This window comes from Serratia sp. BNK-10 (genome assembly GCF_047456065.1).
Taxonomy (GTDB): Bacteria; Pseudomonadota; Gammaproteobacteria; order Enterobacterales; family Enterobacteriaceae; genus Serratia; species Serratia ureilytica.
The window spans coordinates 2,046,442-2,070,093 of record NZ_CP179894.1 but is presented as its reverse complement, the minus strand read 5'-3'; the positions used below and the strand labels follow the sequence as shown (position 1 = coordinate 2,070,093).

The window sequence follows — 23,652 nt, the reverse complement described above, 5'->3', positions numbered from 1 at the left end:
TCCCATTGACCTAGACCAATCGGTCTATTATGCTCGGCGCCATGATGACCAAATCAACGCATTGCAACGTGGATACACGTGAACATCTGCTCGCCACCGGCGAAACCCTCAGCCTGCGCCTGGGCTTTACCGGCATGGGGCTGAGCGAACTGCTGGCCACGGCGGGCGTGCCGAAAGGGTCGTTCTACCACTATTTCCGCTCGAAGGAAGCCTTCGGCGAAGCGATGCTGCAACGCTATTTCGCGCACTATGATGCGCAAATGCAAAAGCTGTTTGCCGACGAGCATACCGATGCGCGCCACCAGCTCTTGGGGTATTACGCCCAGGCCATCAGTTACCACTGCCGCAGCGAATGTCATAACGCCTGTCTGGCGGTGAAACTCTCCGCCGAGGTGAGCGACCTGTCGGAGCCGATGCGCCATGCGCTGGAAACCGGGACCGCCCGGGTGATCGGCCACCTGCAGGCGGCCATTGAGCGCGGCATCGCCGAGGGATCGCTGTCGGTAGCCATGAGCCCGGCGGCAACCGCAGAGACGCTGTATGCCCTGTGGCTCGGCGCCTCGCTGCGCGCCAAGATCCGGCGATCGTTGGCCCCGTTGACCAGCGCGCTGGAAAGCATCGAGTTGCTGCTGCGCCCGCCGCAGCCGTAACACCACCGTCTTTTTTCGTGAAAATGCAGTTCGTGTTTTTTTATCGCCCATAACTAGACGACCGGTCTATTAAATACAGGATGCACTATGAAGACTGAAAAATTGCTCTCTCCGCTGAAAGTTGGCGCAGTCACCCTGCCCAACCGCGTGTTTATGGCTCCGCTGACGCGTCTGCGCAGCATCGAACCGGGCGACATTCCCACGCCGCTGATGGCGGAGTATTATGCGCAGCGCGCCGGCGCCGGTCTGATCGTGACCGAAGCGACGCAGATCTCCTTCCAGGCGAAAGGCTACGCCGGTGCGCCGGGCCTGCATACCCCGGAGCAGATCGCCGCGTGGAAACACATCACGCAGGCGGTACACGACAAAAACGGCCACATCGCCGTACAGCTGTGGCACGTAGGCCGCATCTCCCACACCAGCCTCCAGCCGGGCGGACAAGCGCCGGTCGCCCCTTCGGCGATCAACGCAGACACCCGCACCACCGTGCGTGACGAAACCGGCGCCTGGGTGCGCGTACCGACCTCTACGCCGCGCGCGCTGGAAACCAGCGAGATCCCGGGCATCGTCAACGATTTCCGCCAGGCGACCGCCAACGCGCGTGAAGCCGGCTTCGACTTTATCGAGCTGCATGCGGCTCACGGCTATCTGCTGCACCAATTCATGTCTCCGGCGTCTAACCAACGTACCGATCAATACGGCGGCAACATCGAGAATCGCACCCGCCTGACGCTGGAAGTGGTCGACGCCGCCATCGCAGAATGGGGCTCCGAGCACATCGGCATCCGCATCTCGCCGCTGGGGCCGTTCAACGGCCTGGACAACGGTGAAGATCAGGAAGAAGCGGCGCTGTACCTGGTGGAAGAGCTGAACAAACGCAACATCGCCTATCTGCACATCTCCGAACCGGACTGGGCCGGCGGCAAACCGTATTCCGACGCCTTCCGTGACTCGGTGCGCGCCCACTTTAAAGGGGTGATCGTCGGCGCCGGCGCCTACACCGCTGAAAAAGCCGAAGCGTTGATCGAAAAAGGCTTCATCGACGCGGTGGCCTTTGGCCGTAGCTACATCGCCAATCCGGATTTGGTCGAGCGTTTCCGTCAACACGCCCCGCTCAACGAACCTAAGCCGGAAACCTTCTACGGCGGTGGCGCCGAAGGTTATACCGACTACCCGTTTCTGACGAAGTAACCCGTCCTGACCCTAAACGGCCACGCAACCGCCTGGCCGTTTTTTTATGCACGCAAAAAGGCCCGCACAAGGCGGGCCGACGTTCCCTGGTGTTGTTATCTGCTACAGGTCAATTTCTACACGGTTACGCGCGGAATTGATAATTGATTGTGCAGATCAATTACTTCGTATCGATCGGTACACTCGATCAATATTTAAACACCCATGGCGAGGGGGCAAAAAGCGACATCGTCACCAACTCGTCACGTTGAATTCCCTTGCGGGACAAGGCTATACTCGCTTGTGCTTCAATCCACCCGCCGTCTGCCACGGCACAGTCAATTCAGAGGAATTATGCGCTTACTCCATACCATGATCCGCGTCGGTGATCTGCAACGCTCCATCGACTTCTACACCAAGGTATTAGGCATGCGCCTGCTGCGCACCAGCGAAAACCCGGAGTACAAATACTCGCTGGCTTTTGTCGGCTATACGGAAGAGAGCGAAGGCGCGGTTATCGAACTGACCTATAACTGGGGCACCGACAGCTACGACATGGGCACCGCCTTCGGCCACCTGGCGCTGGGCGTGGACGACGTCGCCGCCACCTGCGACAACATCCGCCGCGCCGGCGGCAACGTCACCCGTGAGGCCGGCCCGGTGAAAGGCGGCACCACGGTGATCGCGTTCGTCGAAGATCCGGACGGTTATAAAATCGAGCTGATCGAAAACAAACACGCCGGCCAAGGCCTCGGCCACTAAGCCTCTCTCGGGGTGCGCCTGCGCCCCGCTGATTCTCCGCGCGATAGCGCCTGCAACCGGGCGCAAAATTTGCCATAATGCGCGCTGCATTCGATGAAGATAAGAAACTGATGGCCGAAAAAAGTGATCTTAACGCCCTGAGTGGTCGTTTTCGTGGGTTTTATCCCGTAGTAATAGATGTTGAAACCGCCGGCTTCAACGCCAATACCGATGCGCTGCTGGAAATCGCCGCCGTGACGCTGAAAATGGATGAAGACGGCTGGCTGCAGCGCGACGAAACCCTGCACTTCCACGTGGAGCCTTTCGAGGGCGCCAACCTGCAACCGGAAGCGCTGGCGTTTAACGGCATCGATCCGCACAACCCGCTGCGCGGTGCGGTCAGCGAATACGACGCGCTGCACGCCATTTTCAAAGCGGTGCGCAAAGGGCTCAAGGATCGCGGTTGCAACCGGGCCATTATCGTCGCGCACAACGCCAACTTCGATCACAGCTTCCTGATGGCCGCGGCCGAACGCGCCGGTTTGAAGCGTAATCCGTTCCATCCGTTCGCCACCTTCGACACCGCTGCGCTGAGCGGCCTGGTGCTGGGGCAAACGGTGCTGGCCAAAGCCTGCATCGCTGCCGGCATGCCGTTCGACAGCAGCCAGGCGCACTCCGCGCTGTACGACACCGAACAAACCGCCCTGCTGTTTTGTGAGCTGGTTAACCGCTGGAAGCGTCTCGGCGGCTGGCCGCTGCCCGCCGGCGATCTCGCCGAATAAGCCCAATAAAAAAGGCGGCCCAGTTTGCACTGGCGCCGCCCGTTACGCGATAACCGCAAGTCTGTCGATTAAGACTGCTGGTCTTCCTGCGCTTTATACTTTTCTGCCGTTTCTTTGATCAGCTGCTGCAATTCGCCGCGCTGATACATTTCGATGATGATATCGCAACCGCCGACCAGCTCACCGTCTACCCACAGCTGCGGGAAAGTCGGCCAGTTGGCGTATTTTGGCAACTCGGCGCGGATGTCCGGGTTTTGCAGAATATCCACATAGGCGAAACGCTCGCCGCAGGCGGACAGCGCTTGCACAGCCTGCGCGGAGAAGCCGCAGCTCGGCAGCTTTGGCGAACCCTTCATGTACAGCAGAATCGGGTTTTCAGCGATCTGGTGCTGAATTTTTTCAAGTGTCGTCGTCATTTATTGCTTCCTCAAGCCACATTTCATGGCTACAACATGCATCACGCGGGCTATTGTAGCGGCTGGAACAGTCGCAAGAAAACGCCATCTTTTGCAAGGATATTCGCCCGCCGCCGATCGCGTTTCACCGGCCACGTCATTCCGGTCAAAACATACGTTGAGAATAACATTTTTAATCCGACCATTTCACTAATATATTGCGCCGCGATGACGGCGCGGCTTAATTATATCCGCCACCGCCGCCTGGCGCTTTTTTATACACCAACAGGCTGATTTTAAACCAAAAAAAATGTCATTAACGTTTTCTCACAATATGGATTATTATTTATGAGTTCTTCGCTGTTTTATATGGCGAAATTCGGGAATACTGTAACTCTTTCGATATCCGTTTCGGGGCCAAGGTTGGTGACGTCGACATGCGTTTAATTCTTACGCTCTTTGCGCTGCTGTTTACGCAGCTCTTCTTCAATTTGGCGCACGCTGCGCCACAGGCGCGTGTTGCCGCCGAGCAGCGTAAAAGCCATGCCAATGAAGCGCGGCCCGATGACCGCAGAAAAAAGAAAGCGGATAAAGCCGCCAAAAAAGCCAAAGTGACGGCCCCCGAGAAAAAAACCAAGACCGCCAAGGTCAAAAGCGAGAAAAGCGCGAAAAAGATCGTCAGCGCCAAACCCAAGGCCAAAGCGCAGAAAACCGCCAAAATTAAAGTCACCCCACCGAAAAAGGGCTACAAAAAAGGCTATGGCCGCCACCGCGAAGCCGGTATGGCCACCGCCAAGCTGGCGCGTGATGAAAAACCGTTGAAACTCAGCCCGGCGCACAAAAAGCGTTACCAGCACGCCAAGCAGACCGCGATGGCCAAGCTGATGGATCAGATGGGCAAGCCTTACCGTTGGGGCGGCAGCTCGCCGCGCACCGGCTTCGACTGCAGCGGCCTCATCTATTACGCCTATAAAGACGTGGTGAAAATCAAGATGCCGCGCACCGCCAACGAAATGTATCACCTGCGCGACGCGGCGCCGATCAAGAAAAGCGAACTGGAAAGCGGCGATCTGGTGTTCTTCCGCATTAACAACCGCGGCGTGGCGGATCATGTCGGCGTCTACCTCGGCAACGGCAAATTCATCCAGTCGCCGCGCACCGGCGAAGAGATCCGCATCAGCCAGCTCGATAACGACTATTGGCAGAACCACTACATCGGCGCTCGCCGCGTAGTGACGCCGAAAACCATCCGTTAATTCCCTGCTCTTCGCGGTTGCGGCCTCGGCCGCAACCGCCTGCTCAAGCTATCGCCCATCGCACTCCCCCACGTGCATTTCTCGCTTTTCCTCCTGTTTTTTATGATGAAAATTGTTAAGATTGAATGACCACAATAAAAAACGGCCCATCCGGCGTTCGCCCCGGCGAGAAGCTGAATGGCGCCGTAAAGGAGGAAGCAATGTCGTTTGAATTACCTGCATTACCGTATGAGAAAAACGCGCTCGAGCCGCACATCTCCGCCGAGACCCTGGAATACCACTACGGCAAACACCACAACACCTACGTGGTTAACCTGAACAACCTGGTGAAAGGCAGCGAGTTCGAAGGCAAATCGCTCGAAGAGATCATCAAGACCTCTAACGGCGGCGTGTTCAACAACGCCGCGCAGGTGTGGAACCACACCTTCTACTGGCACTGCCTGTCGCCACAGGGCGGCGGTGAACCGCAGGGCGAACTGGCGGCGGCGATCGTCAAATCCTTCGGCTCTTTCGCTGCGTTCAAAGAGCAGTTCACCGATGCCGCCGTGAAAAACTTCGGTGCCGGCTGGACCTGGCTGGTGAAAAAACCGGACGGCGCGCTGGCGATCGTCAACACTTCCAACGCGGCAACCCCGCTGACCGGCGAAGACAAACCGCTGCTGACCGTTGACGTGTGGGAACACGCGTATTACATCGATTACCGCAATGCGCGTCCAAAATACCTGGAAAACTTCTGGGCGTTGGTCAACTGGACCTTCGCGGCGGAAAACCTGGCGTAAGCGCAGGCCTTGCCTAAGTGATGAGGCGCAGCTTGGCTGCGCCTTTTTTAAAACTGGCGGGAAATCAGTTCAACGCGGCGACAAAGCTGAAAGCGATGATCATCGCCAATGCGCAAACGGTGGTGAACAGCGACATCTTCAGATCGGTATCCATGACAACTCCTTTAAAATGGGCTTTCCTAAGGATAAAAGGCGCACAATTAGTACGTCAAATCATTTTCCCACAGTTCGCCGATAAAATCTTGTTATCATTTCCCGGTTTATAATCTCGATTACCTCTTCCACTTTTGTTCAATATGCGACAAAATTCGCAGTTCACAACTGCGTACCGGCATTCATGCCCCTCCTGATTAGCGCTGACGACTTCAACACTAAAAACTCAGTTTTCGCTTCTCTGGAGAAGGATCTACGTAGGCAAACGATTAACATCACACTTACATGCTGTAAACATGTGAGTTCAGGAGTCATTCCTTACATGGCAACGATTAAAGATGTGGCCAAACGCGCGGGCGTTTCCACCACCACCGTTTCGCACGTCATCAATAAGACTCGTTTCGTCGCCGAAGAGACCAAAGCGGCCGTGTGGGCCGCCATCAAAGAGCTGCACTACTCGCCGAGCGCCGTGGCGCGCAGCCTGAAAGTCAATCACACCAAGTCTATCGGTCTGCTGGCCACCTCGAGCGAAGCGCCCTACTTTGCCGAAGTGATCGAGGCGGTGGAAAACAGCTGCTACAGCAAAGGCTATACCCTGATCCTGTGCAACTCGCACAACAATCTGGACAAACAGCGCGCCTACCTGGCGATGCTGGCGCAAAAGCGCGTCGACGGCCTGCTGGTCATGTGTTCCGAATACCCGGATCAGCTGCTGGGCATGCTGGAAGACTACCGCAACATCCCGATGGTGGTAATGGACTGGGGCGCCGCGCGCGGCGACTTCACCGACACCATCATCGATAACGCGTTCGAAGGCGGCTATCTGGCCGGCCGTTACCTGATCGAGCGCGGCCACCGCGATATCGGCGCTATCCCGGGCCAGCTGTCGCGCAACACCGGCGGCGGCCGTCATCAGGGCTTTATGAAGGCGCTGCAGGAAGCGCATATCGATATTCGCGAAGAGTGGATAGTCCAGGGTGACTTCGAGCCGGAGTCCGGTTACAAGGCGATGCATCAAATTCTGTCGCAGAAACAGCGACCGACCGCGGTATTCTGCGGCGGCGACATCATGGCGATGGGCGCCATCTGCGCCGCCGACGAACTGGGGCTGCGGGTGCCGCAGGATATTTCCGTGATCGGCTACGACAACGTGCGCAACGCCCGCTACTTCACCCCGGCGCTGACCACCATTCATCAGCCGAAAGAGCGTCTGGGCGAAATGGCCTTCACCATGCTGCTGGATCGCATCATCAGCAAGCGCGAAGAATCGCAGGTGATCGAAGTGCATCCGAAGCTGGTCGAACGCCGTTCGGTCGCCGACGGTCCGTTCATCGACTACCGCCGCTGATCGTCCTCCCTACCGGAAGCCGGCGCGGCTTCCGGTGCCGCCTCACTCAGCCACTCCTGATTCAGCGTCTCGCCATCGCCCAAATACGCCAGCAGCCAGCTCATCGCCGGTGACGGTTTATCCTGTTGCCAGGTCAGGCAGCAGGGGCTGGCGGGAAACGGCTGCTGCAACTGCAACGCCTTCAGCTCACCGCGCTGCACCCGCGGCAGCGCCAGATGCGCCGGCATCATGCCGACGCACAATCCGGCGCACAAACAGTCGAGCGCCGAGGTCCAGTCCGGCACCACCAGCCGCCGCTGGTTATCCAGCGTCCAGGTGACGCGCTTGGGCAGATTGCGCGAGGTGTCTTCCAGACAAAGCGCAGGGTACGGCCTCAACCGATCGTCATTCAACGGCCCTGCCAGCTGCGCCAACGGGTGCTGTGGGCTGACTACGCACAGCCAGTTCATATCCCCCATGTCGCGGAAAGCGAAGCCGCCGCCGACCGGCACCGCGCGGGTGGCGCCAATCGCCATGTCCGCCCTGCCGTCCACCAACGCATCCCACACGCCGTTAAACACCTCGGGTTGCAGCATCAACTCGACGTCGGGGAAATGGCGGTAGAAATCCAGCACCAGCTGGCGGCTGCGCTGCGGTTTGACGATGATGTCCACCGCGATATTCAGCTGACCGCGCCAACCGTTGGCCACCTGTTGACAGTGGCGGCGGGTGTCGAGCATTTTTTTGATAACAGCTCGCGCATCCTTGATAAACAGCGCGCCGGCCGGCGTCAGTTCCACATCTCGGTGACGCCGCTCAAACAGCGGCACCGCCAGCCATTGCTCCAGCTGCCGCACGGTATAACTTACCGCCGACGGCACCCGGTGCAGCTCCTGCGCCGCCGCGCTGAAACTGCCGGTGCGCGCCACCGCATCAACGACCTCGAGAGAATATTCAGACCACATCGCTTTGCCTTCAATTTTTTTAACAGCACTTTGCAAATATTACCGTTTCACAAGCAGAGATCCAGCCGGATACACTGGCCGGCGCTAAAAACCTGCGACACTAAAATATTAACGAGAAATACCATGCGAAATTCCTTTGGTTTTATGTTCTACCTCGCCGGCCTGAGCATGCTGGGTTATCTGGCGACCGATATGTACCTGCCCGCCTTCGGCGCCATGCGGGAGGAACTGCAAATTTCCGCCGGCGCGGTCAGCGCCAGCCTGAGCATCTTTTTGGCCGGCTTCGCCTTCGCGCAGCTGCTGTGGGGGCCGCTCTCCGACCGTCTGGGGCGCAAACCGGTATTGTTGATTGGCCTGACGCTGTTCGCGCTCGGCTGCCTGGGCATGCTGTGGGTGGAAAATGCCGCGCAGCTCTGGATACTGCGCTTTATTCAGGCCATAGGCGTCTGTTCCGCCGCCGCCATCTGGCAAGCGCTGGTGGTCGACCGCTATCGTGAAGGCCAGGCCAACCGCGTATTCGCCACCATCATGCCGCTGGTGGCGCTATCGCCGGCGCTGGCGCCGCTGCTGGGCGCCTGGCTGCTGAACCACGCCAGCTGGCGCGCGATCTTCGCCGTGCTGCTGGCCATCACCGCCTTGTTGCTGCTGCCGACGCTGCTGCTCAAAGAGAACGCCAGGCCAAAACCCGCCGTCGACGCGCCAAAAAGCAGCGTCAGTTTTTGGCAATTATTGAAATCCCCGGTATTCAGCGGCAATGTCGCCATATACGCCGCCTGTTCGGCCGGTTTCTTCGCCTGGCTGACCGGCTCGCCGTTTATCCTCGGTGATATGGGCTACGGCCCGAGCGACATCGGCCTGAGCTATGTGCCGCAGACGCTGGCCTTCCTGCTGGGCGGTTACGGGTGCCGCGCCGCGCTCAAGCGCATCAATGGCAAAACCCTGCTGCCGTGGCTGCTGGTAGCTTATGCTGTCAGCATGGTGGCCCTGTATCTGGTGGCGACCCTGACCAATCCGACGCTCACCACGCTCCTGATCCCGTTCTGCGTGATGGCGCTGGTCAACGGCGCCGGCTATCCGATCATGGTGGCCAACGCGCTGATGCCGTTCCCGGACAGCAGCGGCAAAGCCGCCGCGCTGCAAAATACGCTGCAGCTGGGGCTGTGTTTCGTGGCGAGCATGCTGGTATCGACGTTTATTGCGCAGCCGCTGTTGGCGACGGTGACGGTGATGGTGTCCACGGTGATACTGGCCGCGCTGGGGTATTTCCTGCAGCGGGGAAAAGCGGCCAAGGCGCCGCAAGAAACGCCGCGCGAACATGCTAACTCAGCGTCATAATTGCCAAGCTAAATAATCACTTAAAGAATATGCGTGCCGAGTGCGATTTACAGTTGAGTCAATGCCTCGGCGCGCCTATACTCAAAAACAACCTTGTAAAGTAACACCTTATAATCTCTATATCTCAATTAGCTGTTGTGTACGCGTCTTGCGTCACACTCTTTTTTTGAAGAGGCGTTTATCCTGCGCCGTTTGCGTCGGGTCGCTTCTTTAAATTTCCTCTGTTCATAGTCGGATATCAGACGCCGCGGGCTTATTTCCCGTCGGTATACGTATGCACCCGCAGAAATTGTCTAAGCTGTTTCCTAACGGGTCATCAGTCAGAAGAAGGTGATGGAGAAGCTATGAGTTCATCGTGTATAGAAGATCTGAGCATCCAGGATAACCAGTGGTACCGTATCGCGCACGAAATGCTCGGTCTGGCCGGTATCGAAATTAACGGATCGCGCCCTTTCGATATTCAGGTTAAAAACCCCGAATTCTTTAAACGCGTTTTGCAGCAAGGCTCCCTGGGTCTCGGCGAGAGCTATATGGATGGTTGGTGGGAATGCGAGCGGCTGGATATATTCTTCCAGCGCGTGGTCAGCGCCGGGCTGGAGAAGAAGCTCCCCCACCACCTGAAAGATACCCTGCGTATCGCCGCGGCGCGCCTGACCAATCTGCAATCGAAAAAGCGCGCCTGGATCGTCGGCAAAGAGCATTACGATCTTGGCAACGATCTGTTTACGCTGATGCTCGATCCTTACATGCAGTACTCCTGCGGCTACTGGAAAGACGCCGCCACGCTGGAGGAAGCGCAAGAAGCGAAACTGCGGATGATCTGCGAAAAACTGCAGCTGCAGCCGGGCATGCGCTTGCTGGACATCGGCTGCGGCTGGGGCGGCCTCTCCGCCTATGCGGCGAAAAATTACGGCGTGTCGGTGGTCGGCGTGACCATTTCCGCCGAGCAGCAGAAGCTGGCTCAGGCACGCTGCGCCGGGCTGGACGTGCAGATCCTGCTGCAGGATTATCGTGATCTGCATCAGCAGTTCGATCGCATCGTCTCGGTCGGCATGTTCGAGCACGTCGGGCCCAAAAACTATCGCACCTATTTCAACGTGGTAGAGCGCAATCTGGCGCCGCACGGCCTGTTCCTGCTGCACACCATCGGTTCCAACAAGACCGACATGAACGTCGATCCGTGGATCAACAAATATATCTTCCCGAATGGCTGCCTGCCCTCGGTGAGGCATATCGCCGAGGCCAGCGAAGGCCATTTCGTGATGGAAGACTGGCACAACATCGGCGCCGACTACGATCGCACGCTGATGGCCTGGTTCGAGCGCTTCAAACAGGCGTGGCCGCAGCTTGCTCCGCGTTATTCCGAGCGCTTCGAGCGGATGTTCAGCTATTACCTGAACGCCTGCGCCGGCGCGTTTCGGGCGCGCGACCTGCAGCTGTGGCAGGTGGTGTTCAGCCCGAAAGGCGTTGAAGGCGGCATCCGCGTCGCACGCTGAACGCTCCCCTAATAAAAAAAGCCCCTGCAACCTCATCGCCGGGGCTTTTTTTGCTCTTTCGAACGAGGCGGCTTAGCCGCAGTAAACGCGGATGATTTTATCGTTGCTATCGCCGAGGAAGTTCAGACGGCGCAGGTTGAAATCCATGGTGACGGCAGAGTTGTACGGAATGGCGCGCACCTTGGATTCGATCCGCACGCCTTCCAGCGACGTCATCGGCTTGCCGACGTAGTTTTGATACTGCGAAGCGCCGCAGGTATCGTCCGCATCGGCCACTTGCGCGCCGCCGCCCTGCTCAGGTGAACTGCTGCAGGCGCTCAGCGCCAGCAACGCGGTTAACAACAACGTTTTCCCATAAAACTTCACGCGTTTCTCCTCTCTGCTTATGATTCGACTCCGGCGGCAACGCCCGAATCGCTGTCAGTCTTTGTGCGCCGGCGCCACCGCCGCCGCCAGCGTCGCTTCCCGATTGGCCAGCACGCGTTCGACGGTGTCCACTACCGCCTGCGTCTGCGGATCGATCTCGATGTTCACCTTATCGCCCAGGCGTTTTTTACCCAGCGTAGTGCGCTCCAGGGTTTCCGGGATCAGATGCACGCAGAAACGGTTATTCACCACTTCGCCGATGGTCAGGCTAATGCCGTCGATGCCGATGAAACCTTTGTGCAGCACATATTTCATCAATTCCGCATTCGGCATGCGCAGCCATACCTGACGGTTATTTTCAGAGGTATAAATTTTGGCCACTTCCGCCGTGCAGATAATATGGCCGGACATCAAATGACCGCCAATTTCATCATTGAATTTCGCCGCGCGCTCGATATTGACGATGTCGCCCAGCGCCAGATCGCCGAGGTTGGTCAGGCGCAACGTTTCCTTGATCAAATCGAAGCTGACGCGGTTGCCTTCCACCGCGGTGACGGTCAGGCAGCAGCCGTTATGGGCCACCGACGCGCCCAGCTCCAGCCCCGGCAGCAGTTCTGCAGGCATCTCGATCACATGGGTGCGGAAATTGGGTTTCTCATCAATGGCGACCAGCGGCGCGGTGCCTTGTACGATACCGGTGAACATATGTGCCTCTTCTTACTCAATAGATTAAAACGCTTCCGGCAGTTTGCCCCAGTTGGCGCTGAAAACCAAATCCGCGACGGCAAAAAACGCGTCCCTGCGCATTTAATAACTATTTATCTGCGGCGTTTGCTTAACGACGCCGAGCAGGTACAATATTTTTGACAAAATTCCGCTATTTTAATTGTTGTCCTCTCGCGGCAGCCCTCCCTCCCACATATATAAAATAGAAAGGTGTATGCGTGCAGAAGTACTTAATTGAAGCGCGTAGTTTATTGGCTCTCGCTATCCCGGTGATCATCGCGCAAATCTCGCAAACCGCCATGGGCGTGGTGGATACCATCATGGCCGGCGCTTACAGCGCCACCGATATGGCGGCGGTTGCGGTCGGCACCTCTATCTGGCTGCCGGCCATCCTGTTCGGCCACGGCCTGCTGCTGGCGCTGACCCCGGTGATCGCCCAGTTAAACGGCGCCGGCCGTCGCGATCGTATCGCCCATCAGGTGCGTCAGGGCTTCTGGCTGGCCTCCGGCGTTTCCGTGCTGTTGATCGTCGTGCTGTATAACTGCAAATTCGTCATCGACATGATGCACAACATCGATCCGCAGCTGGCGGATAAAGCCGTCGGTTATCTGCACGCCATCATGTGGGGCGCGCCGGGCTATCTGTTCTTCCAGGTGATGCGCAACCAGTGCGAAGGGCTGTCCAAAACCAAGCCCGGCATGGTGATCGGCTTCCTCGGCCTGCTGGTGAATATCCCGATCAACTACATCTTCATCTACGGCAAGTTCGGCATGCCGGAGCTGGGCGGCGTGGGCTGCGGCGTCGCGACCGGCAGCGTCTACTGGATCATGTTCCTGATGATGCGCTGGTACGTGAAGCGCGCGCCGTCGCAGCGCGACATCAAGCGCCAGGCAGGCGATCTCGGCGGCCCGGACTGGGCGGCGCTGAAGCGCCTGATCGGCATCGGCATGCCGGTGGCGCTGGCGCTGTTCTTCGAAGTCACCCTGTTCGCCGTGGTGGCGCTGCTGGTGTCGCCGCTCGGGATCGTCGCGGTCGCCGGCCACCAGATCGCGCTTAACTTCAGCGCGCTGATGTTCGTGTTGCCGCTGTCGCTGGGCGTCGGCGCCACCATTCGCGTCGGTTATCGTCTGGGAGAAGGGTCGGTAGAAGGCGCGCGCGTCGCCGCATACTCCGCCATCGGCGTCGGCATCACCATGGCCGTCTGCACTGCGCTGTTTACCGCCACCTTCCGCGAACCGATCGCCCTGCTGTACAACGACAGCCCGGCGGTGGTGGCGATGGCCTCGCAGCTGATGCTGCTGGCGGCGCTGTATCAAATCTCGGATTCAATCCAGGTGATCGGCAGCGGCGTGCTGCGCGGTTATAAAGATACTCGCGCGATCTTCTTCATTACCTTCATCGCTTACTGGGTGTTGGGCCTGCCGAGCGGCTATCTGCTGGCGCTGACCGATGCGGTGGTGCCGGCGATGGGGCCGAGCGGTTTCTGGATCGGCTTTATCATCGGCCTGACCTTCGCCGCCATCATGATGGCGCTGCGCATGCGCTGGCTGCAGAAACAGCCGACCACCGTCATCCTGCAGCGTTCTACCCGCTGAGTCCGTTCCCGGCCGGTTTTCTCCCCGGCCGGGCAGCGGGTTGCGGAAAAAAACGCCTGTCTGCGCACAACCTCAGCAATCGCGTGAAATACCGAATAAAATTGCGTTTTTCCCCTTGCCAGCACGCGGGTAGCTCGTTAATATTCGTCCCCGCTGTCAGCCATGACAGACAGGAAAAGATGCGTCCGTAGCTCAGTTGGTTAGAGCACCACCTTGACATGGTGGGGGTCGGTGGTTCGAGTCCACTCGGACGCACCAAATTCCAGAAGCAGTACAGTGCGTCCGTAGCTCAGTTGGTTAGAGCACCACCTTGACATGGTGGGGGTCGGTGGTTCGAGTCCACTCGGACGCACCAAATTTCAGAAGCAGTGCAGTGCGTCCGTAGCTCAGTTGGTTAGAGCACCACCTTGACATGGTGGGGGTCGGTGGTTCGAGTCCACTCGGACGCACCATATTGCTGATTCACCTCTCCCCCTATCGCGTTATAATTCTCGCTGTTTCGTCTCTGCCCGACCGCTCGATTTTTCATGTCGATTGCGCCGAACTACCGCCATCAGCCATCAGGAACGCCACATGACCACCTTCACCGCCAACACCCCCTTTTTACCGCTCGACAATGGCCTTGCCCGTCGTGAAGGCGTGATGAGCGACGGTTCGCCGGCAGCGGAAGTGCGTTTCGAGACCGGGGCCTTCGGCCAGCTGCAAAAGCCCGCGCACGCGCTGCAAACCCGGGTGATATCGGGTGAATTCGAGTTCACCCTCGGCGGCGACACGCGGATAGTGCGGGCCGGCGAGAGCCTGACCCTGCCGGCCAACGTCGCCAGCGGCTGCTTCTGCCTGAGCGCCGGTGTGCTGCTGGAAATCCCGCAAACGCGCTAAGCCGCATTTACAGCAAGGTTATTTGCGCAACAAGCTGTACGCAACGCGTTGCATTTGCGCCACATTTGCCCTCGTTTTGACATATCCGCCGCACCGCCGCGGTTTTTTATTTTGTTTCCCGCCGCTTAGCCTTTATAATGCGCAACGTCTATCAGTTGAATGGTTTCAGCCCTTGATCTGCGAAAACGCAATAACAACACGATTTAATCTCACCCCGTTGCGCAGCATCCCCGCGCCCCCGCGCGGGCTGAATTTTTCCGCCCCACATCAACTGTCGTCACCTATCCTTAACTATGTTTTTCACCACCAGGCACGGCTCAAATTCCCTATCGGCGTAAACAACGCCGGTCAAATTCGTTTTTTTATCCATCACAACTTGTAGAAAACTCCGCCATGAAAAAGACCAAAATTGTTTGTACCATCGGTCCAAAAACCGAATCGGAAGAAATGCTGACCAACCTGCTCAATGCGGGCATGAACGTGATGCGTCTCAACTTCTCTCACGGCGACTATGAAGAGCACGGCAACCGCATCAAGAACATGCGCGCCGTGATGGCGAAAACCGGTATCAACGCCGGCATCCTGCTGGATACCAAAGGCCCGGAAATTCGCACCATGAAACTGGAAGGCGGCAAAGACGCCTCTCTGGTCGCCGGCCAAACCTTCACCTTCACCACCGACCAGAGCGTGATCGGCAACAGCGAACGCGTGGCGGTGACTTACGCCGGCTTCGCCGCCGACCTGAAGATCGGCAACACCGTGCTGGTTGACGACGGCCTGATCGGCATGGAAGTCACCAACGTGACCGAGAACGAAGTCGTTTGCAAGGTGCTGAACAACGGCGACCTGGGCGAGAACAAAGGCGTCAACCTGCCGGGCGTGTCCATCCAACTGCCTGCGCTGGCCGAGAAAGACAAACGCGACCTGATCTTCGGCTGCGAGCAAGGCGTCGACTTCGTGGCGGCGTCCTTTATCCGTAAACGCTCCGACGTGCTGGAGATCCGCGAGCACCTGAAAGCGCACGGCGGCGAGCAGATCCAGATCATCTCCAAGATCGAGAACCAGGAAGGCCTGAACAACTTCGACGAAATTCTCGAAGCGTCCGACGGCATCATGGTTGCCCGCGGCGATCTGGGCGTTGAAATCCCGGTAGAAGAAGTGATCTTCGCCCAGAAGATGATGATCGAAAAATGCAACCGTGCGCGTAAAGTGGTGATCACCGCCACCCAGATGCTCGATTCCATGATCAAGAACCCGCGCCCTACCCGTGCGGAAGCCGGTGACGTCGCCAACGCCATTCTGGACGGCACCGACGCCGTCATGCTGTCCGGCGAAAGCGCCAAGGGCAAATACCCGCTGGAAGCGGTCAACATCATGGCGACCATCTGCGAACGCACCGATCGCGTGATGCCAAGCCGCATCGATACCCTGAACGATCGCCGCAAGCTGCGCATCACCGAAGCGGTATGCCGCGGCGCGGTTGAAACCGCCGAAAAACTGGACGCGCCGCTGATCGTCGTCGCCACCAGCGGCGGCAAGTCAGCGAAATCCGTGCGTAAATACTTCCCGAACGCCGTGATCCTGGCGCTGACCACCAACCAGACCACCGCGCATCAGCTGGTGCTGAGCAAGGGCGTTATCCCGCAGATGGTCAAAGAAATCGCCTCCACCGATGACTTCTACCGCATTGGTAAAGAAGCCGCGCTGGCCAGCGGCCTGGCGCAAAAAGGCGACGTCGTGGTGATGGTTTCCGGCGCGCTGGTGCCGAGCGGCACCACCAACACCGCCTCGGTACACGTGCTGTAATATAAAACGTGACATAATTATCTTGATCAAAACGCCGCTTTGCGGCGTTTTTTTTATCGGCAGTAAACTATTTTTCTCAAAACGCAACCGCGATCTGCTCATTATTTAGCTAATAACAAATCGGAGTAGTCCCATGGAAGCCGGCTGTTTTCCCTCGTTTTTTTAACTAATTTGTAAAACCAGATGCAAGTTTGAGCGAACGATCAAAATAAAGCACCTCAACACTAAAAAATTATTCTCTTTCGAAAAAAGTTTGTGTAATACTTGTAACGCTACATGGAGATTAACTCAATCTAGAGGGTGTTATAATGAATCGTACTAAACTGGTACTGGGCGCGGTAATCCTGGGTTCCACTCTGCTGGCTGGCTGCTCTAGCAACGCTAAAATCGATCAACTGTCTTCTGACGTTCAGACTCTGAACGCTAAAGTTGATCAGCTGAGCAACGACGTGAACGCAATGCGTTCTGACGTTCAAGCGGCTAAAGACGACGCAGCACGCGCTAACCAGCGTCTGGACAACCAAGCTCACGCTTACAAAAAGTAAGATAGCTTTGGTTATTGAAAACGGCGCACATTGTGCGCCGTTTTTTTGTCTGTTTGTCGGCCTGGGCTTTCCAGCGCGGCAGGCAAAAAAAAGAGGTTCAGCACGCTGAACCCCTCTTCGACCGCTCAATCCGGCAAACTTAGTTCACCGAGCTGATTGGCGCTGCCTTGAATGGGCTCTTATTCGCCGCAGGAGCCGCTGCAGGCGTTAAACTCACCTCAGACGGGCTCTCCCCTACGTTGACCAGCACCGGCATGCCAGAGCGGCGGACAATCGCGCTATCGAACACGGCGCGATCGGTTTGCCCATCGGCAGCAAAGGCTTTCTCCGCTTTAGACAACGCGATCGGCATGGTCTGCGGATCGTCGCTTTCCACCCGCGACAGCGGCTGGTGCACTTCCACATAGCGTTTGCCGTCCGGCTCGACCGAAATCTTCACCGGATCGTTGATCACTTGCACCCGCGTACCGCGCGGCACCATGTTGAACAGCGCCTCGATATCCGTCGGACGCAGGCGAATACAGCCGGAGCTAACGCGCATGCCGATACCGAAGTTGGCGTTGGTGCCGTGGATCAGGTATTCACCGCGCCCCATCGCCAGACGCAGGGCGAACAGCCCCATCGGGTTCTCAGGGCCGGCCGGCACCACAGCAGGCAGCGTCACGCCCTGGGATTGATAGCGCTTGCGGATGTTGGCGGTGGGCGTCCAGGTCGGGTTAGGGATCTTTTGGCTGATGGAGGTCACCTCCAGCGGCGTGTGCATCCCGGTCTGGCCGATACCGATCGGATAGACGATCACTTTATTCTCGCCTTTCGGATAGTAGTAAAGGCGCAGCTCTGCCAGGTTGACGATGATCCCTTCACGCTTGGTGTCAGGCAGCAGCATTTGGGTCGGAATGGTCAGCACCGTACCCGGCTTAGGCAGGAACGGATCGGTGCCGGGGTTGGCTTCCAGCATGCCCAGCAGGCCAATCTTGTAGTCGGCGGCGATCGCCTCCAGCGGACGGCCGTCGTTTGGCACGGTATAAGTAGTGTTCTCGCCGATCAGACGGCTGTCCGGCGGCGGCAGCGGGTATTCGGTCGCACTGGCGGCCTGCGTGCCGGCCAGTACGGTGGCGAAGACCATGCCCATTAAACTCAACGCACGTTTCATTATCATCCCTATATTTTTTATGACGGTTCGCCCCCAAGGCTAACGAGCGCCTGGCGGTGGGTAAATCAGACAATACCTGATTAATACTAGCAACGCTGGCATCAAAGGCAATAAGTTCTCTAAAAATCAACACGTTATAACGTAATCGCCGTCGTTGATTGTCAACGAAACGTCAATGGGTAAGCTGCTGAAATATCACTGAATTGGGGGATGAACCCTGGGGAAAACGGCGGATTGTAAAGACTCATTGACAAAGCGAATATATCAATGAGCCTTTAAAGAGCAGTGGCGTTAAGGATCAGGCCAGCTGAGCGGCTTTACTGCGAATGGCGCGGATCATCGCCTCCAGCCCCTGCGAGCGCGAAGGCGTCAGATGTTGGCTGAGCGCCAGCTCGGTGAAAAACGGCCGCACGTCGAGCTCGACGATTTGCTGTGGCGTCAATTGACGATAAAGAATAAACACCACCGCCAGCAGCCCTTTGACGATCGCCGCGTCGCTATCGCCATGGAATTCGACCTGCCCTTGCTCATCGCGGCGCATCACGATCCACACCTGGCTCTGGCAGCCGGAAATCAGGTTCTCGGCCTGCCGCTCGGCCTCGTCCAGCGGCGGCAATTTGGCACCGAGTTCAATCACGTACAGGTATTTCTCCTCCCAGTTCAAACAGCGGGAGAAATTACGCACCAATTTGTCTTTGTCCGGCAAATTCGCCATGGGGATCCTTTTGTACCGCCGAGGACGCGCCCCGGCTAGCCTAACAGCTGATGAATGCGTTGCAGCCCGGCCACCAGCCGGTCCACCTCTTCGCGGGTATTATATAACGCCAGCGACGCGCGGCACATGCTCGGCACCTGATAAAACGCCATCAGCGGCATGGCGCAATGGTGGCCGGTGCGAATAGCGATGCCGTACTGATCGAGGAAGCTGCCGACGTCATAGGCGTGGTGTTCCCCCAAATTGAAGGCAATCACCCCGGCCCGATGCGCCGGACCATAGATTTTCAGCGTCGGCACCTGCTTGAGCGCCTCAAGCGCGTAATGCATCAGCGACTGTTCATAATCGCGGATCGCATTCAGCCCCAGGGCTTCGACGTAATCGAACGCCGCGCCCAGCCCCATGATGCCAGCGGTGTTCGGCGAACCAGCCTCGAAGCGCCAGGGCGGATCGGCGAAGGTGGTGCCCGCCGTCAGGTTGACCTGACGGATCATCGAACCGCCCCCTTCCCACGGCGGCATCTGCTGCAGGAGCGCCTGGCGCCCATACAGCATGCCGATACCGGAAGGGCCATACAGCTTATGGCCGGAAAACACGTAGAAATCGCAGTCCAGCGCCTGAACATCGACGCGCTGGTGCATCACCGCCTGCGCGCCGTCCACCAGCACCGTCAGATCCGGCGCCAGGGCTCTGGCGCGGGCGATGATGTCGCGCACCGGGTTGACGGTGCCCAGCACGTTGGAGACCTCGGTCAGCGCCAGCAGTTTGCAGGACGCGTCGATCAGTTCCGGCAACTGCGCCAGATCCAGCGTGCCGTCGGGCTGCAGCGGCCACACCCGCAGCTGCAGACCGCGCTCCTGCGCCAGCATCTGCCAGGGCACGATGTTGGCGTGGTGCTCCATCTCGGTGATGAGAATCGCGTCGCCCGGCTGCAGCCGGTGGCGGCCAAAGCTGTTGGCCACCAGGTTGATGCCTTCGGTGGTGCCCTTGACGAACACCATCTCTTCCGCCGAGGCGGCGTTGATAAAGCGCGCCGCCTGTTCCCGCACCGCTTCCATCTGCTGAGTCGCCTCGGCGCTCAGGGTGTGGATGCCGCGATGCACTGCGGCATAGCCGTGGCGATAGAAATCCAGTTCGCGGTCGATCACCGTCTGCGGTTTCTGCGCGCTGGCGGCGCTGTCGAGGTAGGCCAGCGGTTGGCCGTTCACCTCGCGCGCCAGCAGCGGGAAGTCGCCGCGCACGCGTTCAATCGGATAACTCATGCAGCCTCCCCCGGCAGGCGCTGGGCGATGCGCGCCAGCACCCGTTCCCGGATGGTGTCGTTGGCGATGCCTTCGGTCAGCTCGGCGGCGAAGGCGAAGATAATCATCTGCTGCGCCGCGCGTTTGTCGATGCCGCGCGACTGCAGATAAAACAGCTGTTCTTCATCGATACGCCCCACGGTGGCACCGTGGCTGCACTTGACGTCGTCAGCGTAGATCTCCAGCTGCGGCTTGGTATCCACTTCCGCCACTTTCCCCAACAACAGATTGTGGTTGGTCATCTGCCCGTCGGTTTTGATGGCGTGTTTGGCCACTTTGATCATGCCGTTGAACACCGCTTTGCCGCGATCGCTGACCACGGTTTTATGCAGCTGGCGGCTTTCGCAGTAACCCTTGTTGTGTTCCAGATAGGTGCGGGTATCGCAGATCTCCTTGCCCACCGGCAGCACCAGGCTGTTGATCACCAGATTGGCGCCTTCGCCGTTCAGCTGCGCGCTGGTGTTGTGGCGCGTCAGGCCGGCGCCCAACAGGAAGCTGTCGCTTTTCACCCGCGCGTCGCGGCCGATGACCAGATCGTTATGGGCAAAGTGGTAGCTCGGCCGGCTTTCAAACGCCAGCTTGCAGTGCAACAGCCCGGCGTTGTCCGCCACGTTGGCGGTCAGGCGCGCGCCGGTAAAGTGCGCGGCCTCGCTCAGGCTGACATAGTGTTCGATCACTTCCGCCTCGGCCCCGCGCCCAATCTCCAGATGATGACGATGATGCACGGTATTCACTTCCCCCGTCACGCCGCGGCCGCTGCTGATATGCAGCAGGTACAGCGGCCGTGTGGGGGCTTTACCGGCCGGCAGACGGATCAGGCTGGTTTCCTGCGCCAGGCTTTCGGTCAGATGCAGGAAGACTTCGGGCTGAATGGGCTCCGGCAGCGCCTGCGGCGTGCCGTAGGCGGTCAGCTCGAACTGGTAGTCGCCCAGATCGCCATCGCTGAGCGCGGCACTGTAGCGACCGTCGATAAACACCAGCCGGCAGGCGTCGATACCGAGCGCCAGCGCCTCGAGCTGCGCGGCGTTCACGGATGCGGGCTGCGGCTCAAGGAATTGCTGCTCCAGCAGCCCCTCGAGCGGCGTGTATTTCCAGTTCTCATGTTTGCGCGTCGGCCAGCCGAGTCTCAGCGCCTGCTGCCAGTGCGCCAGCGCATGGGGCGAACGCTCGCCGCCGCGGCCTTCGAACAGGCGATACAGCTGCTGCAACGCGTTGGCGTTACTGTTGGTCGGTAAGCCAGCCATAGCCCTGCTCCTCCAACTGTTTCACCAGCGAGAAATCGCCGGATTTGACGATGCGCCCTTGGGACAGCACGTGTACGTAATCCGGCTGGATGTAGTCCAAAATGCGCTGGTAGTGCGTGACGATGATAAAGGCGCGCTTGCCGTCCCGCAGCGAGTTGACGCCGTTGGCGACGATTTTCAGCGCGTCGATATCCAGACCGGAGTCGGTTTCATCGAGAATGCACAGATCCGGCTCCAGCGCCGCCATCTGCAGAATGTCGTTGCGCTTTTTCTCGCCGCCGGAAAAGCCGACGTTGACCGAACGCGTCAGCAGATCGGCCGGCATATCCAGCAGCGCGATCTTCTCTTCGATGAAATCGGCGAAGTCAAAGCGATCCAGCGGCTCCTGTTCGCGGTATTTGCGCACCGCGTTGACCGACGTCTGCAGGAAGAAGTGGTTGCTGACGCCGGGGATCTCGACCGGGTACTGGAACGCCAGGAACACGCCTTCGCCCGCGCGATCTTCCGGATCCAACTCCAGCAGGTCCTTGCCCTTGAAGGTGACTTCCCCTTCGGTCACTTCGTACTCTTCACGCCCGGCCAGCGTGGCGGACAGCGTGCTCTTGCCCGAGCCGTTCGGCCCCATGATGGCGTGCACTTCGCCCGGTTTGATCTCCAGATCCAATCCCTTGAGGATCTCGTTGCCTTCCACGCTGACTTTCAAATTCTTGATGCTTAACATGCTGTGTCCTCAGATAGCGCCGACGGCGCTAAAAATGCGGCGATTAGCCCACGCTGTGTTCCAGGCTGATGGCCAAAAGTTTCTGCGCCTCGACGGCGAACTCCAGCGGCAGCTCGGAGAAAACGTCCTTGCAGAAACCGTTGACGATCATCGAAATGGCGTCATCCTCGCTGATGCCGCGCTGCAGGCAGTAGAACAGCTGGTCGTCGCCAATCTTCGAGGTGGTGGCTTCGTGCTCCAGCTGCGCGCTGTTGTTGCGCGCTTCAACGTAAGGGAACGTGTGGGCGCCGCTGTCCGGCCCGATCAGCATCGAGTCGCACTGGGTAAAGTTACGGGCGTTTTCCGCCCCCGGCAGGATTTTCACCAGGCCGCGATAGGTGTTCTCGCTGTGGCCGGCGGAAATGCCTTTGGCGATGATGGTCGACCTGGTGTTTTTGCCGATGTGGATCATCTTGGTGCCGGTGTCCGCCTGCTGATGGCCGCTGGTCAGCGCCACCGAGAAGAATTCGCCGATCGAATTGTCGCCCTGCAGGATCACGCTCGGGTATTTCCAGGTGATGGCCGAGCCGGTTTCCGACTGGGTCCAGGACATTTTCGAGCCGGCGCCTTCGCACAGCGCGCGCTTGGTGACGAAGTTGAGGATGCCGCCCTTGCTCTCACCACCGGAGAACCAGTTCTGCACCGTCGAGTATTTCACTTCGGCGTCTTTATGCAGGATCACTTCCACCACCGCCGCATGCAGCTGATAGCTGTCGCGCACCGGGGCGGAACAGCCTTCGATGTAGCTGACGTAGCTGCCTTCGTCGGCGATCAGAATGGTGCGCTCGAACTGGCCGGTTTTGGCGGCATTAATGCGGAAGTAGGTCGACAGCTCCATCGGACAGCGCACGCCCTTCGGCACGTAGACGAAGGTGCCGTCGGAGGCCACCGCGGCGTTCAGCGCGGCGAAGAAGTTATCGTTGGACGGCACCACGCGCCCCAGATACTGGCGCACCAGATCCGGGTATTCCTGGATCGCTTCGCCGAACGAGCAGAAGATCACCCCGCTCTCCGCCAGTTTTTCACGGTAAGTGGTGGCGACCGAGACCGAGTCGAAGATAGCGTCCACCGCCACCTCGCTGCCCTCGCGCACCGGCACGCCGAGCTGGTTAAACGCCAGCTCCACTTCGCTGGTCAGGTAATCTTTTTCCGTCGCCGCGCCCGGTTGCTGCTCGGCGCCGGGCTGCGAACCGCAGGCGTCGTCGCAGCTGCCGCAGGACGGCGCCGAATAGTAACTGTAGTCCTGGTAGTTAAGGCGTTCGTAATTGGCCTTCAGCCAGTGCGGCTCTTCCATCTGCAGCCAGGCGCGGTAGGCCTCGAGGCGGAATTCCAGCATCCACTCGGGTTCGTTGCGCTTGGCCGAGATGGCGCGCACCACCTCTTCGTTGATGCCCTTGGCCAACTCATCGGTTGCCAGCTGGGTGAAGAAACCTTCTTTGTAGCGACCTTCGCTGACCCAAGCCTGCACTTCATTAGGCATTTCTACATTGCTTCGTGTCATGTTGATTGCATC

At 58.6% G+C, this 23,652-nt stretch carries 24 protein-coding genes and 3 tRNA genes; 16 read left to right on the top strand and 11 right to left on the bottom strand.

Translation table 11 applies throughout. The annotated features are described in order from the left end of the window. The first annotated feature begins 29 nt into the window (after positions 1-29). The 4 genes from ACMGG9_RS10270 (at position 30) to rnt (ending at position 3,343) form a co-directional block, all read left to right on the top strand. Positions 30-650 carry a TetR/AcrR family transcriptional regulator gene (locus ACMGG9_RS10270; RefSeq protein WP_033642921.1) on the top strand — a complete coding sequence of 207 codons (621 nt, stop codon included), beginning with the start codon at positions 30-32 and terminating at the stop codon, positions 648-650. Between the two features lie 87 nt (positions 651-737). Then, entirely contained in the window at positions 738-1,841 is a 1,104-nt protein-coding gene (locus ACMGG9_RS10265) for an alkene reductase (protein ID WP_060660776.1), read from the top strand. Between the two features lie 333 nt (positions 1,842-2,174). Next, positions 2,175-2,582, top strand: coding sequence for a lactoylglutathione lyase (gloA, locus tag ACMGG9_RS10260; RefSeq protein ID WP_033652600.1), 408 nt, complete (start codon positions 2,175-2,177; stop codon positions 2,580-2,582). 77 nt (positions 2,583-2,659) lie between these two features. Continuing rightward, positions 2,660-3,343 carry a ribonuclease T gene (rnt, locus tag ACMGG9_RS10255; RefSeq protein ID WP_016927925.1) on the top strand — a complete coding sequence of 228 codons (684 nt, stop codon included), beginning with the start codon at positions 2,660-2,662 and terminating at the stop codon, positions 3,341-3,343. 68 nt (positions 3,344-3,411) lie between these two features. Here rnt and ACMGG9_RS10250 read toward each other — a convergent pair whose 3' ends face one another. Continuing rightward, positions 3,412-3,759: a Grx4 family monothiol glutaredoxin gene (locus ACMGG9_RS10250; RefSeq protein WP_004931329.1), complete on the bottom strand. Its 348-nt coding sequence runs from the start codon at positions 3,757-3,759 to the stop codon at positions 3,412-3,414. Between the two features lie 416 nt (positions 3,760-4,175). On the opposite strand from ACMGG9_RS10250, the gene ACMGG9_RS10245 reads away from it, so the two are divergent. Both ACMGG9_RS10245 and sodB read left to right on the top strand, forming a co-directional pair. Further along, positions 4,176-4,994, top strand: a complete 819-nt coding sequence (locus tag ACMGG9_RS10245) for a C40 family peptidase (protein ID WP_042784370.1) — start codon at positions 4,176-4,178, stop codon at positions 4,992-4,994. Positions 4,995-5,194: 200 nt separating this feature from the next. Then, complete coding sequence (sodB, locus tag ACMGG9_RS10240) at positions 5,195-5,773, top strand: superoxide dismutase [Fe] (protein WP_004931333.1); 579 nt, start codon at positions 5,195-5,197, stop codon at positions 5,771-5,773. Between the two features lie 64 nt (positions 5,774-5,837). On the opposite strand, the gene ACMGG9_RS10235 is transcribed toward sodB, so the two are convergent. Beyond that, on the bottom strand, positions 5,838-5,927 hold the full coding sequence (locus ACMGG9_RS10235) for a YnhF family membrane protein (RefSeq protein ID WP_094143265.1): 90 nt from the start codon (positions 5,925-5,927) through the stop codon (positions 5,838-5,840). A gap of 321 nt (positions 5,928-6,248) precedes the next feature. On the opposite strand from ACMGG9_RS10235, the gene purR reads away from it, so the two are divergent. After that, positions 6,249-7,274, top strand: a complete 1,026-nt coding sequence (gene purR, locus ACMGG9_RS10230) for an HTH-type transcriptional repressor PurR (protein WP_004931336.1) — start codon at positions 6,249-6,251, stop codon at positions 7,272-7,274. Here the strand turns inward: purR and punR are convergent. After that, complete coding sequence (punR, locus tag ACMGG9_RS10225; protein ID WP_033642916.1) at positions 7,262-8,218, bottom strand: DNA-binding transcriptional activator PunR; 957 nt, start codon at positions 8,216-8,218, stop codon at positions 7,262-7,264. The two genes, purR and punR, sit on opposite strands and share 13 nt — an antisense overlap. Positions 8,219-8,341: 123 nt before the next feature. Here punR and punC point away from each other — a divergent pair, with 123 nt between their 5' ends. Together punC and cfa are read left to right on the top strand one after the other, a co-directional pair. Beyond that, entirely contained in the window at positions 8,342-9,553 is a 1,212-nt protein-coding gene (punC, locus tag ACMGG9_RS10220; protein ID WP_033652603.1) for a purine nucleoside transporter PunC, read from the top strand. Between the two features lie 344 nt (positions 9,554-9,897). Then, positions 9,898-11,049 carry a cyclopropane fatty acyl phospholipid synthase gene (cfa, locus tag ACMGG9_RS10215; RefSeq protein ID WP_033642914.1) on the top strand — a complete coding sequence of 384 codons (1,152 nt, stop codon included), beginning with the start codon at positions 9,898-9,900 and terminating at the stop codon, positions 11,047-11,049. Between the two features lie 72 nt (positions 11,050-11,121). On the opposite strand, the gene ACMGG9_RS10210 is transcribed toward cfa, so the two are convergent. Beyond that, entirely contained in the window at positions 11,122-11,415 is a 294-nt protein-coding gene (locus ACMGG9_RS10210; RefSeq protein WP_033642913.1) for an I78 family peptidase inhibitor, read from the bottom strand. Positions 11,416-11,469: 54 nt separating this feature from the next. Further along, complete coding sequence (locus tag ACMGG9_RS10205; protein ID WP_033642912.1) at positions 11,470-12,120, bottom strand: riboflavin synthase; 651 nt, start codon at positions 12,118-12,120, stop codon at positions 11,470-11,472. 239 nt (positions 12,121-12,359) lie between these two features. Here ACMGG9_RS10205 and ACMGG9_RS10200 point away from each other — a divergent pair, with 239 nt between their 5' ends. From ACMGG9_RS10200 to ACMGG9_RS10170, 7 genes are all read left to right on the top strand, one after another. After that, on the top strand, positions 12,360-13,736 hold the full coding sequence (locus ACMGG9_RS10200) for an MATE family efflux transporter (protein ID WP_033652604.1): 1,377 nt from the start codon (positions 12,360-12,362) through the stop codon (positions 13,734-13,736). Between the two features lie 181 nt (positions 13,737-13,917). After that, positions 13,918-13,994: transfer RNA gene (locus ACMGG9_RS10195), tRNA-Val, on the top strand. 20 nt (positions 13,995-14,014) lie between these two features. After that, positions 14,015-14,091, top strand: a tRNA-Val gene (locus ACMGG9_RS10190). Positions 14,092-14,111: 20 nt separating this feature from the next. After that, positions 14,112-14,188, top strand: a tRNA-Val gene (locus ACMGG9_RS10185). A 121-nt stretch (positions 14,189-14,309) separates the two neighbouring features. Continuing rightward, entirely contained in the window at positions 14,310-14,615 is a 306-nt protein-coding gene (locus tag ACMGG9_RS10180; protein ID WP_099782863.1) for a cupin, read from the top strand. A gap of 393 nt (positions 14,616-15,008) precedes the next feature. Further along, positions 15,009-16,421 (top strand): pyruvate kinase PykF, encoded by a 1,413-nt coding sequence (pykF, locus tag ACMGG9_RS10175; protein ID WP_033642909.1) that lies wholly within the window; start codon positions 15,009-15,011, stop codon positions 16,419-16,421. A 308-nt stretch (positions 16,422-16,729) separates the two neighbouring features. Next, positions 16,730-16,966, top strand: a complete 237-nt coding sequence (locus ACMGG9_RS10170) for a major outer membrane lipoprotein (protein WP_004931354.1) — start codon at positions 16,730-16,732, stop codon at positions 16,964-16,966. 139 nt (positions 16,967-17,105) lie between these two features. On the opposite strand, the gene ACMGG9_RS10165 is transcribed toward ACMGG9_RS10170, so the two are convergent. The 6 genes from ACMGG9_RS10165 to sufB form a co-directional block, all read right to left on the bottom strand. Then, positions 17,106-18,119 carry a L,D-transpeptidase family protein gene (locus ACMGG9_RS10165; RefSeq protein ID WP_414162137.1) on the bottom strand — a complete coding sequence of 338 codons (1,014 nt, stop codon included), beginning with the start codon at positions 18,117-18,119 and terminating at the stop codon, positions 17,106-17,108. Between the two features lie 298 nt (positions 18,120-18,417). Then, positions 18,418-18,834: a cysteine desulfuration protein SufE gene (gene sufE / locus ACMGG9_RS10160; protein WP_047026200.1), complete on the bottom strand. Its 417-nt coding sequence runs from the start codon at positions 18,832-18,834 to the stop codon at positions 18,418-18,420. Positions 18,835-18,869: 35 nt separating this feature from the next. Beyond that, a complete protein-coding gene (gene sufS, locus ACMGG9_RS10155) occupies positions 18,870-20,096 on the bottom strand; it encodes a cysteine desulfurase SufS (protein WP_414162136.1) in 1,227 nt (408 codons plus the stop codon). Further along, positions 20,093-21,379, bottom strand: coding sequence for a Fe-S cluster assembly protein SufD (sufD, locus tag ACMGG9_RS10150; RefSeq protein ID WP_108680613.1), 1,287 nt, complete (start codon positions 21,377-21,379; stop codon positions 20,093-20,095). The genes sufS and sufD overlap by 4 nt, the downstream gene beginning before the upstream one ends. Beyond that, on the bottom strand, positions 21,354-22,100 hold the full coding sequence (gene sufC, locus ACMGG9_RS10145) for a Fe-S cluster assembly ATPase SufC (RefSeq protein WP_016927936.1): 747 nt from the start codon (positions 22,098-22,100) through the stop codon (positions 21,354-21,356). Before sufC ends, sufD begins: the two co-directional genes overlap by 26 nt. A gap of 43 nt (positions 22,101-22,143) precedes the next feature. After that, positions 22,144-23,640 carry a Fe-S cluster assembly protein SufB gene (sufB, locus tag ACMGG9_RS10140; protein WP_004931367.1) on the bottom strand — a complete coding sequence of 499 codons (1,497 nt, stop codon included), beginning with the start codon at positions 23,638-23,640 and terminating at the stop codon, positions 22,144-22,146. Positions 23,641-23,652: the final 12 nt, after the last annotated feature.

Coding starts and splice junctions, on each gene's coding strand:
- ACMGG9_RS10270 (WP_033642921.1), top strand. CDS start 30: ATGCTCGGCGCCATGATGACCAAATCAACGCATTGCAACGTGGATACA.
- sodB (WP_004931333.1), top strand. CDS start 5,195: ATGTCGTTTGAATTACCTGCATTACCGTATGAGAAAAACGCGCTCGAG.
- ACMGG9_RS10170 (WP_004931354.1), top strand. CDS start 16,730: ATGAATCGTACTAAACTGGTACTGGGCGCGGTAATCCTGGGTTCCACT.
- gloA (WP_033652600.1), top strand. CDS start 2,175: ATGCGCTTACTCCATACCATGATCCGCGTCGGTGATCTGCAACGCTCC.
- sufE (WP_047026200.1), bottom strand. CDS start 18,834: ATGGCGAATTTGCCGGACAAAGACAAATTGGTGCGTAATTTCTCCCGC.
- sufC (WP_016927936.1), bottom strand. CDS start 22,100: ATGTTAAGCATCAAGAATTTGAAAGTCAGCGTGGAAGGCAACGAGATC.
- ACMGG9_RS10205 (WP_033642912.1), bottom strand. CDS start 12,120: ATGTTCACCGGTATCGTACAAGGCACCGCGCCGCTGGTCGCCATTGAT.
- ACMGG9_RS10235 (WP_094143265.1), bottom strand. CDS start 5,927: ATGGATACCGATCTGAAGATGTCGCTGTTCACCACCGTTTGCGCATTG.
- ACMGG9_RS10180 (WP_099782863.1), top strand. CDS start 14,310: ATGACCACCTTCACCGCCAACACCCCCTTTTTACCGCTCGACAATGGC.
- ACMGG9_RS10250 (WP_004931329.1), bottom strand. CDS start 3,759: ATGACGACGACACTTGAAAAAATTCAGCACCAGATCGCTGAAAACCCG.
- punC (WP_033652603.1), top strand. CDS start 8,342: ATGCGAAATTCCTTTGGTTTTATGTTCTACCTCGCCGGCCTGAGCATG.
- cfa (WP_033642914.1), top strand. CDS start 9,898: ATGAGTTCATCGTGTATAGAAGATCTGAGCATCCAGGATAACCAGTGG.
- punR (WP_033642916.1), bottom strand. CDS start 8,218: ATGTGGTCTGAATATTCTCTCGAGGTCGTTGATGCGGTGGCGCGCACC.
- purR (WP_004931336.1), top strand. CDS start 6,249: ATGGCAACGATTAAAGATGTGGCCAAACGCGCGGGCGTTTCCACCACC.
- ACMGG9_RS10165 (WP_414162137.1), bottom strand. CDS start 18,119: ATGAAACGTGCGTTGAGTTTAATGGGCATGGTCTTCGCCACCGTACTG.
- ACMGG9_RS10265 (WP_060660776.1), top strand. CDS start 738: ATGAAGACTGAAAAATTGCTCTCTCCGCTGAAAGTTGGCGCAGTCACC.
- rnt (WP_016927925.1), top strand. CDS start 2,660: ATGCGCGCTGCATTCGATGAAGATAAGAAACTGATGGCCGAAAAAAGT.
- ACMGG9_RS10245 (WP_042784370.1), top strand. CDS start 4,176: ATGCGTTTAATTCTTACGCTCTTTGCGCTGCTGTTTACGCAGCTCTTC.
- sufB (WP_004931367.1), bottom strand. CDS start 23,640: ATGACACGAAGCAATGTAGAAATGCCTAATGAAGTGCAGGCTTGGGTC.
- sufS (WP_414162136.1), bottom strand. CDS start 20,096: ATGAGTTATCCGATTGAACGCGTGCGCGGCGACTTCCCGCTGCTGGCG.
- pykF (WP_033642909.1), top strand. CDS start 15,009: ATGAAAAAGACCAAAATTGTTTGTACCATCGGTCCAAAAACCGAATCG.
- sufD (WP_108680613.1), bottom strand. CDS start 21,379: ATGGCTGGCTTACCGACCAACAGTAACGCCAACGCGTTGCAGCAGCTG.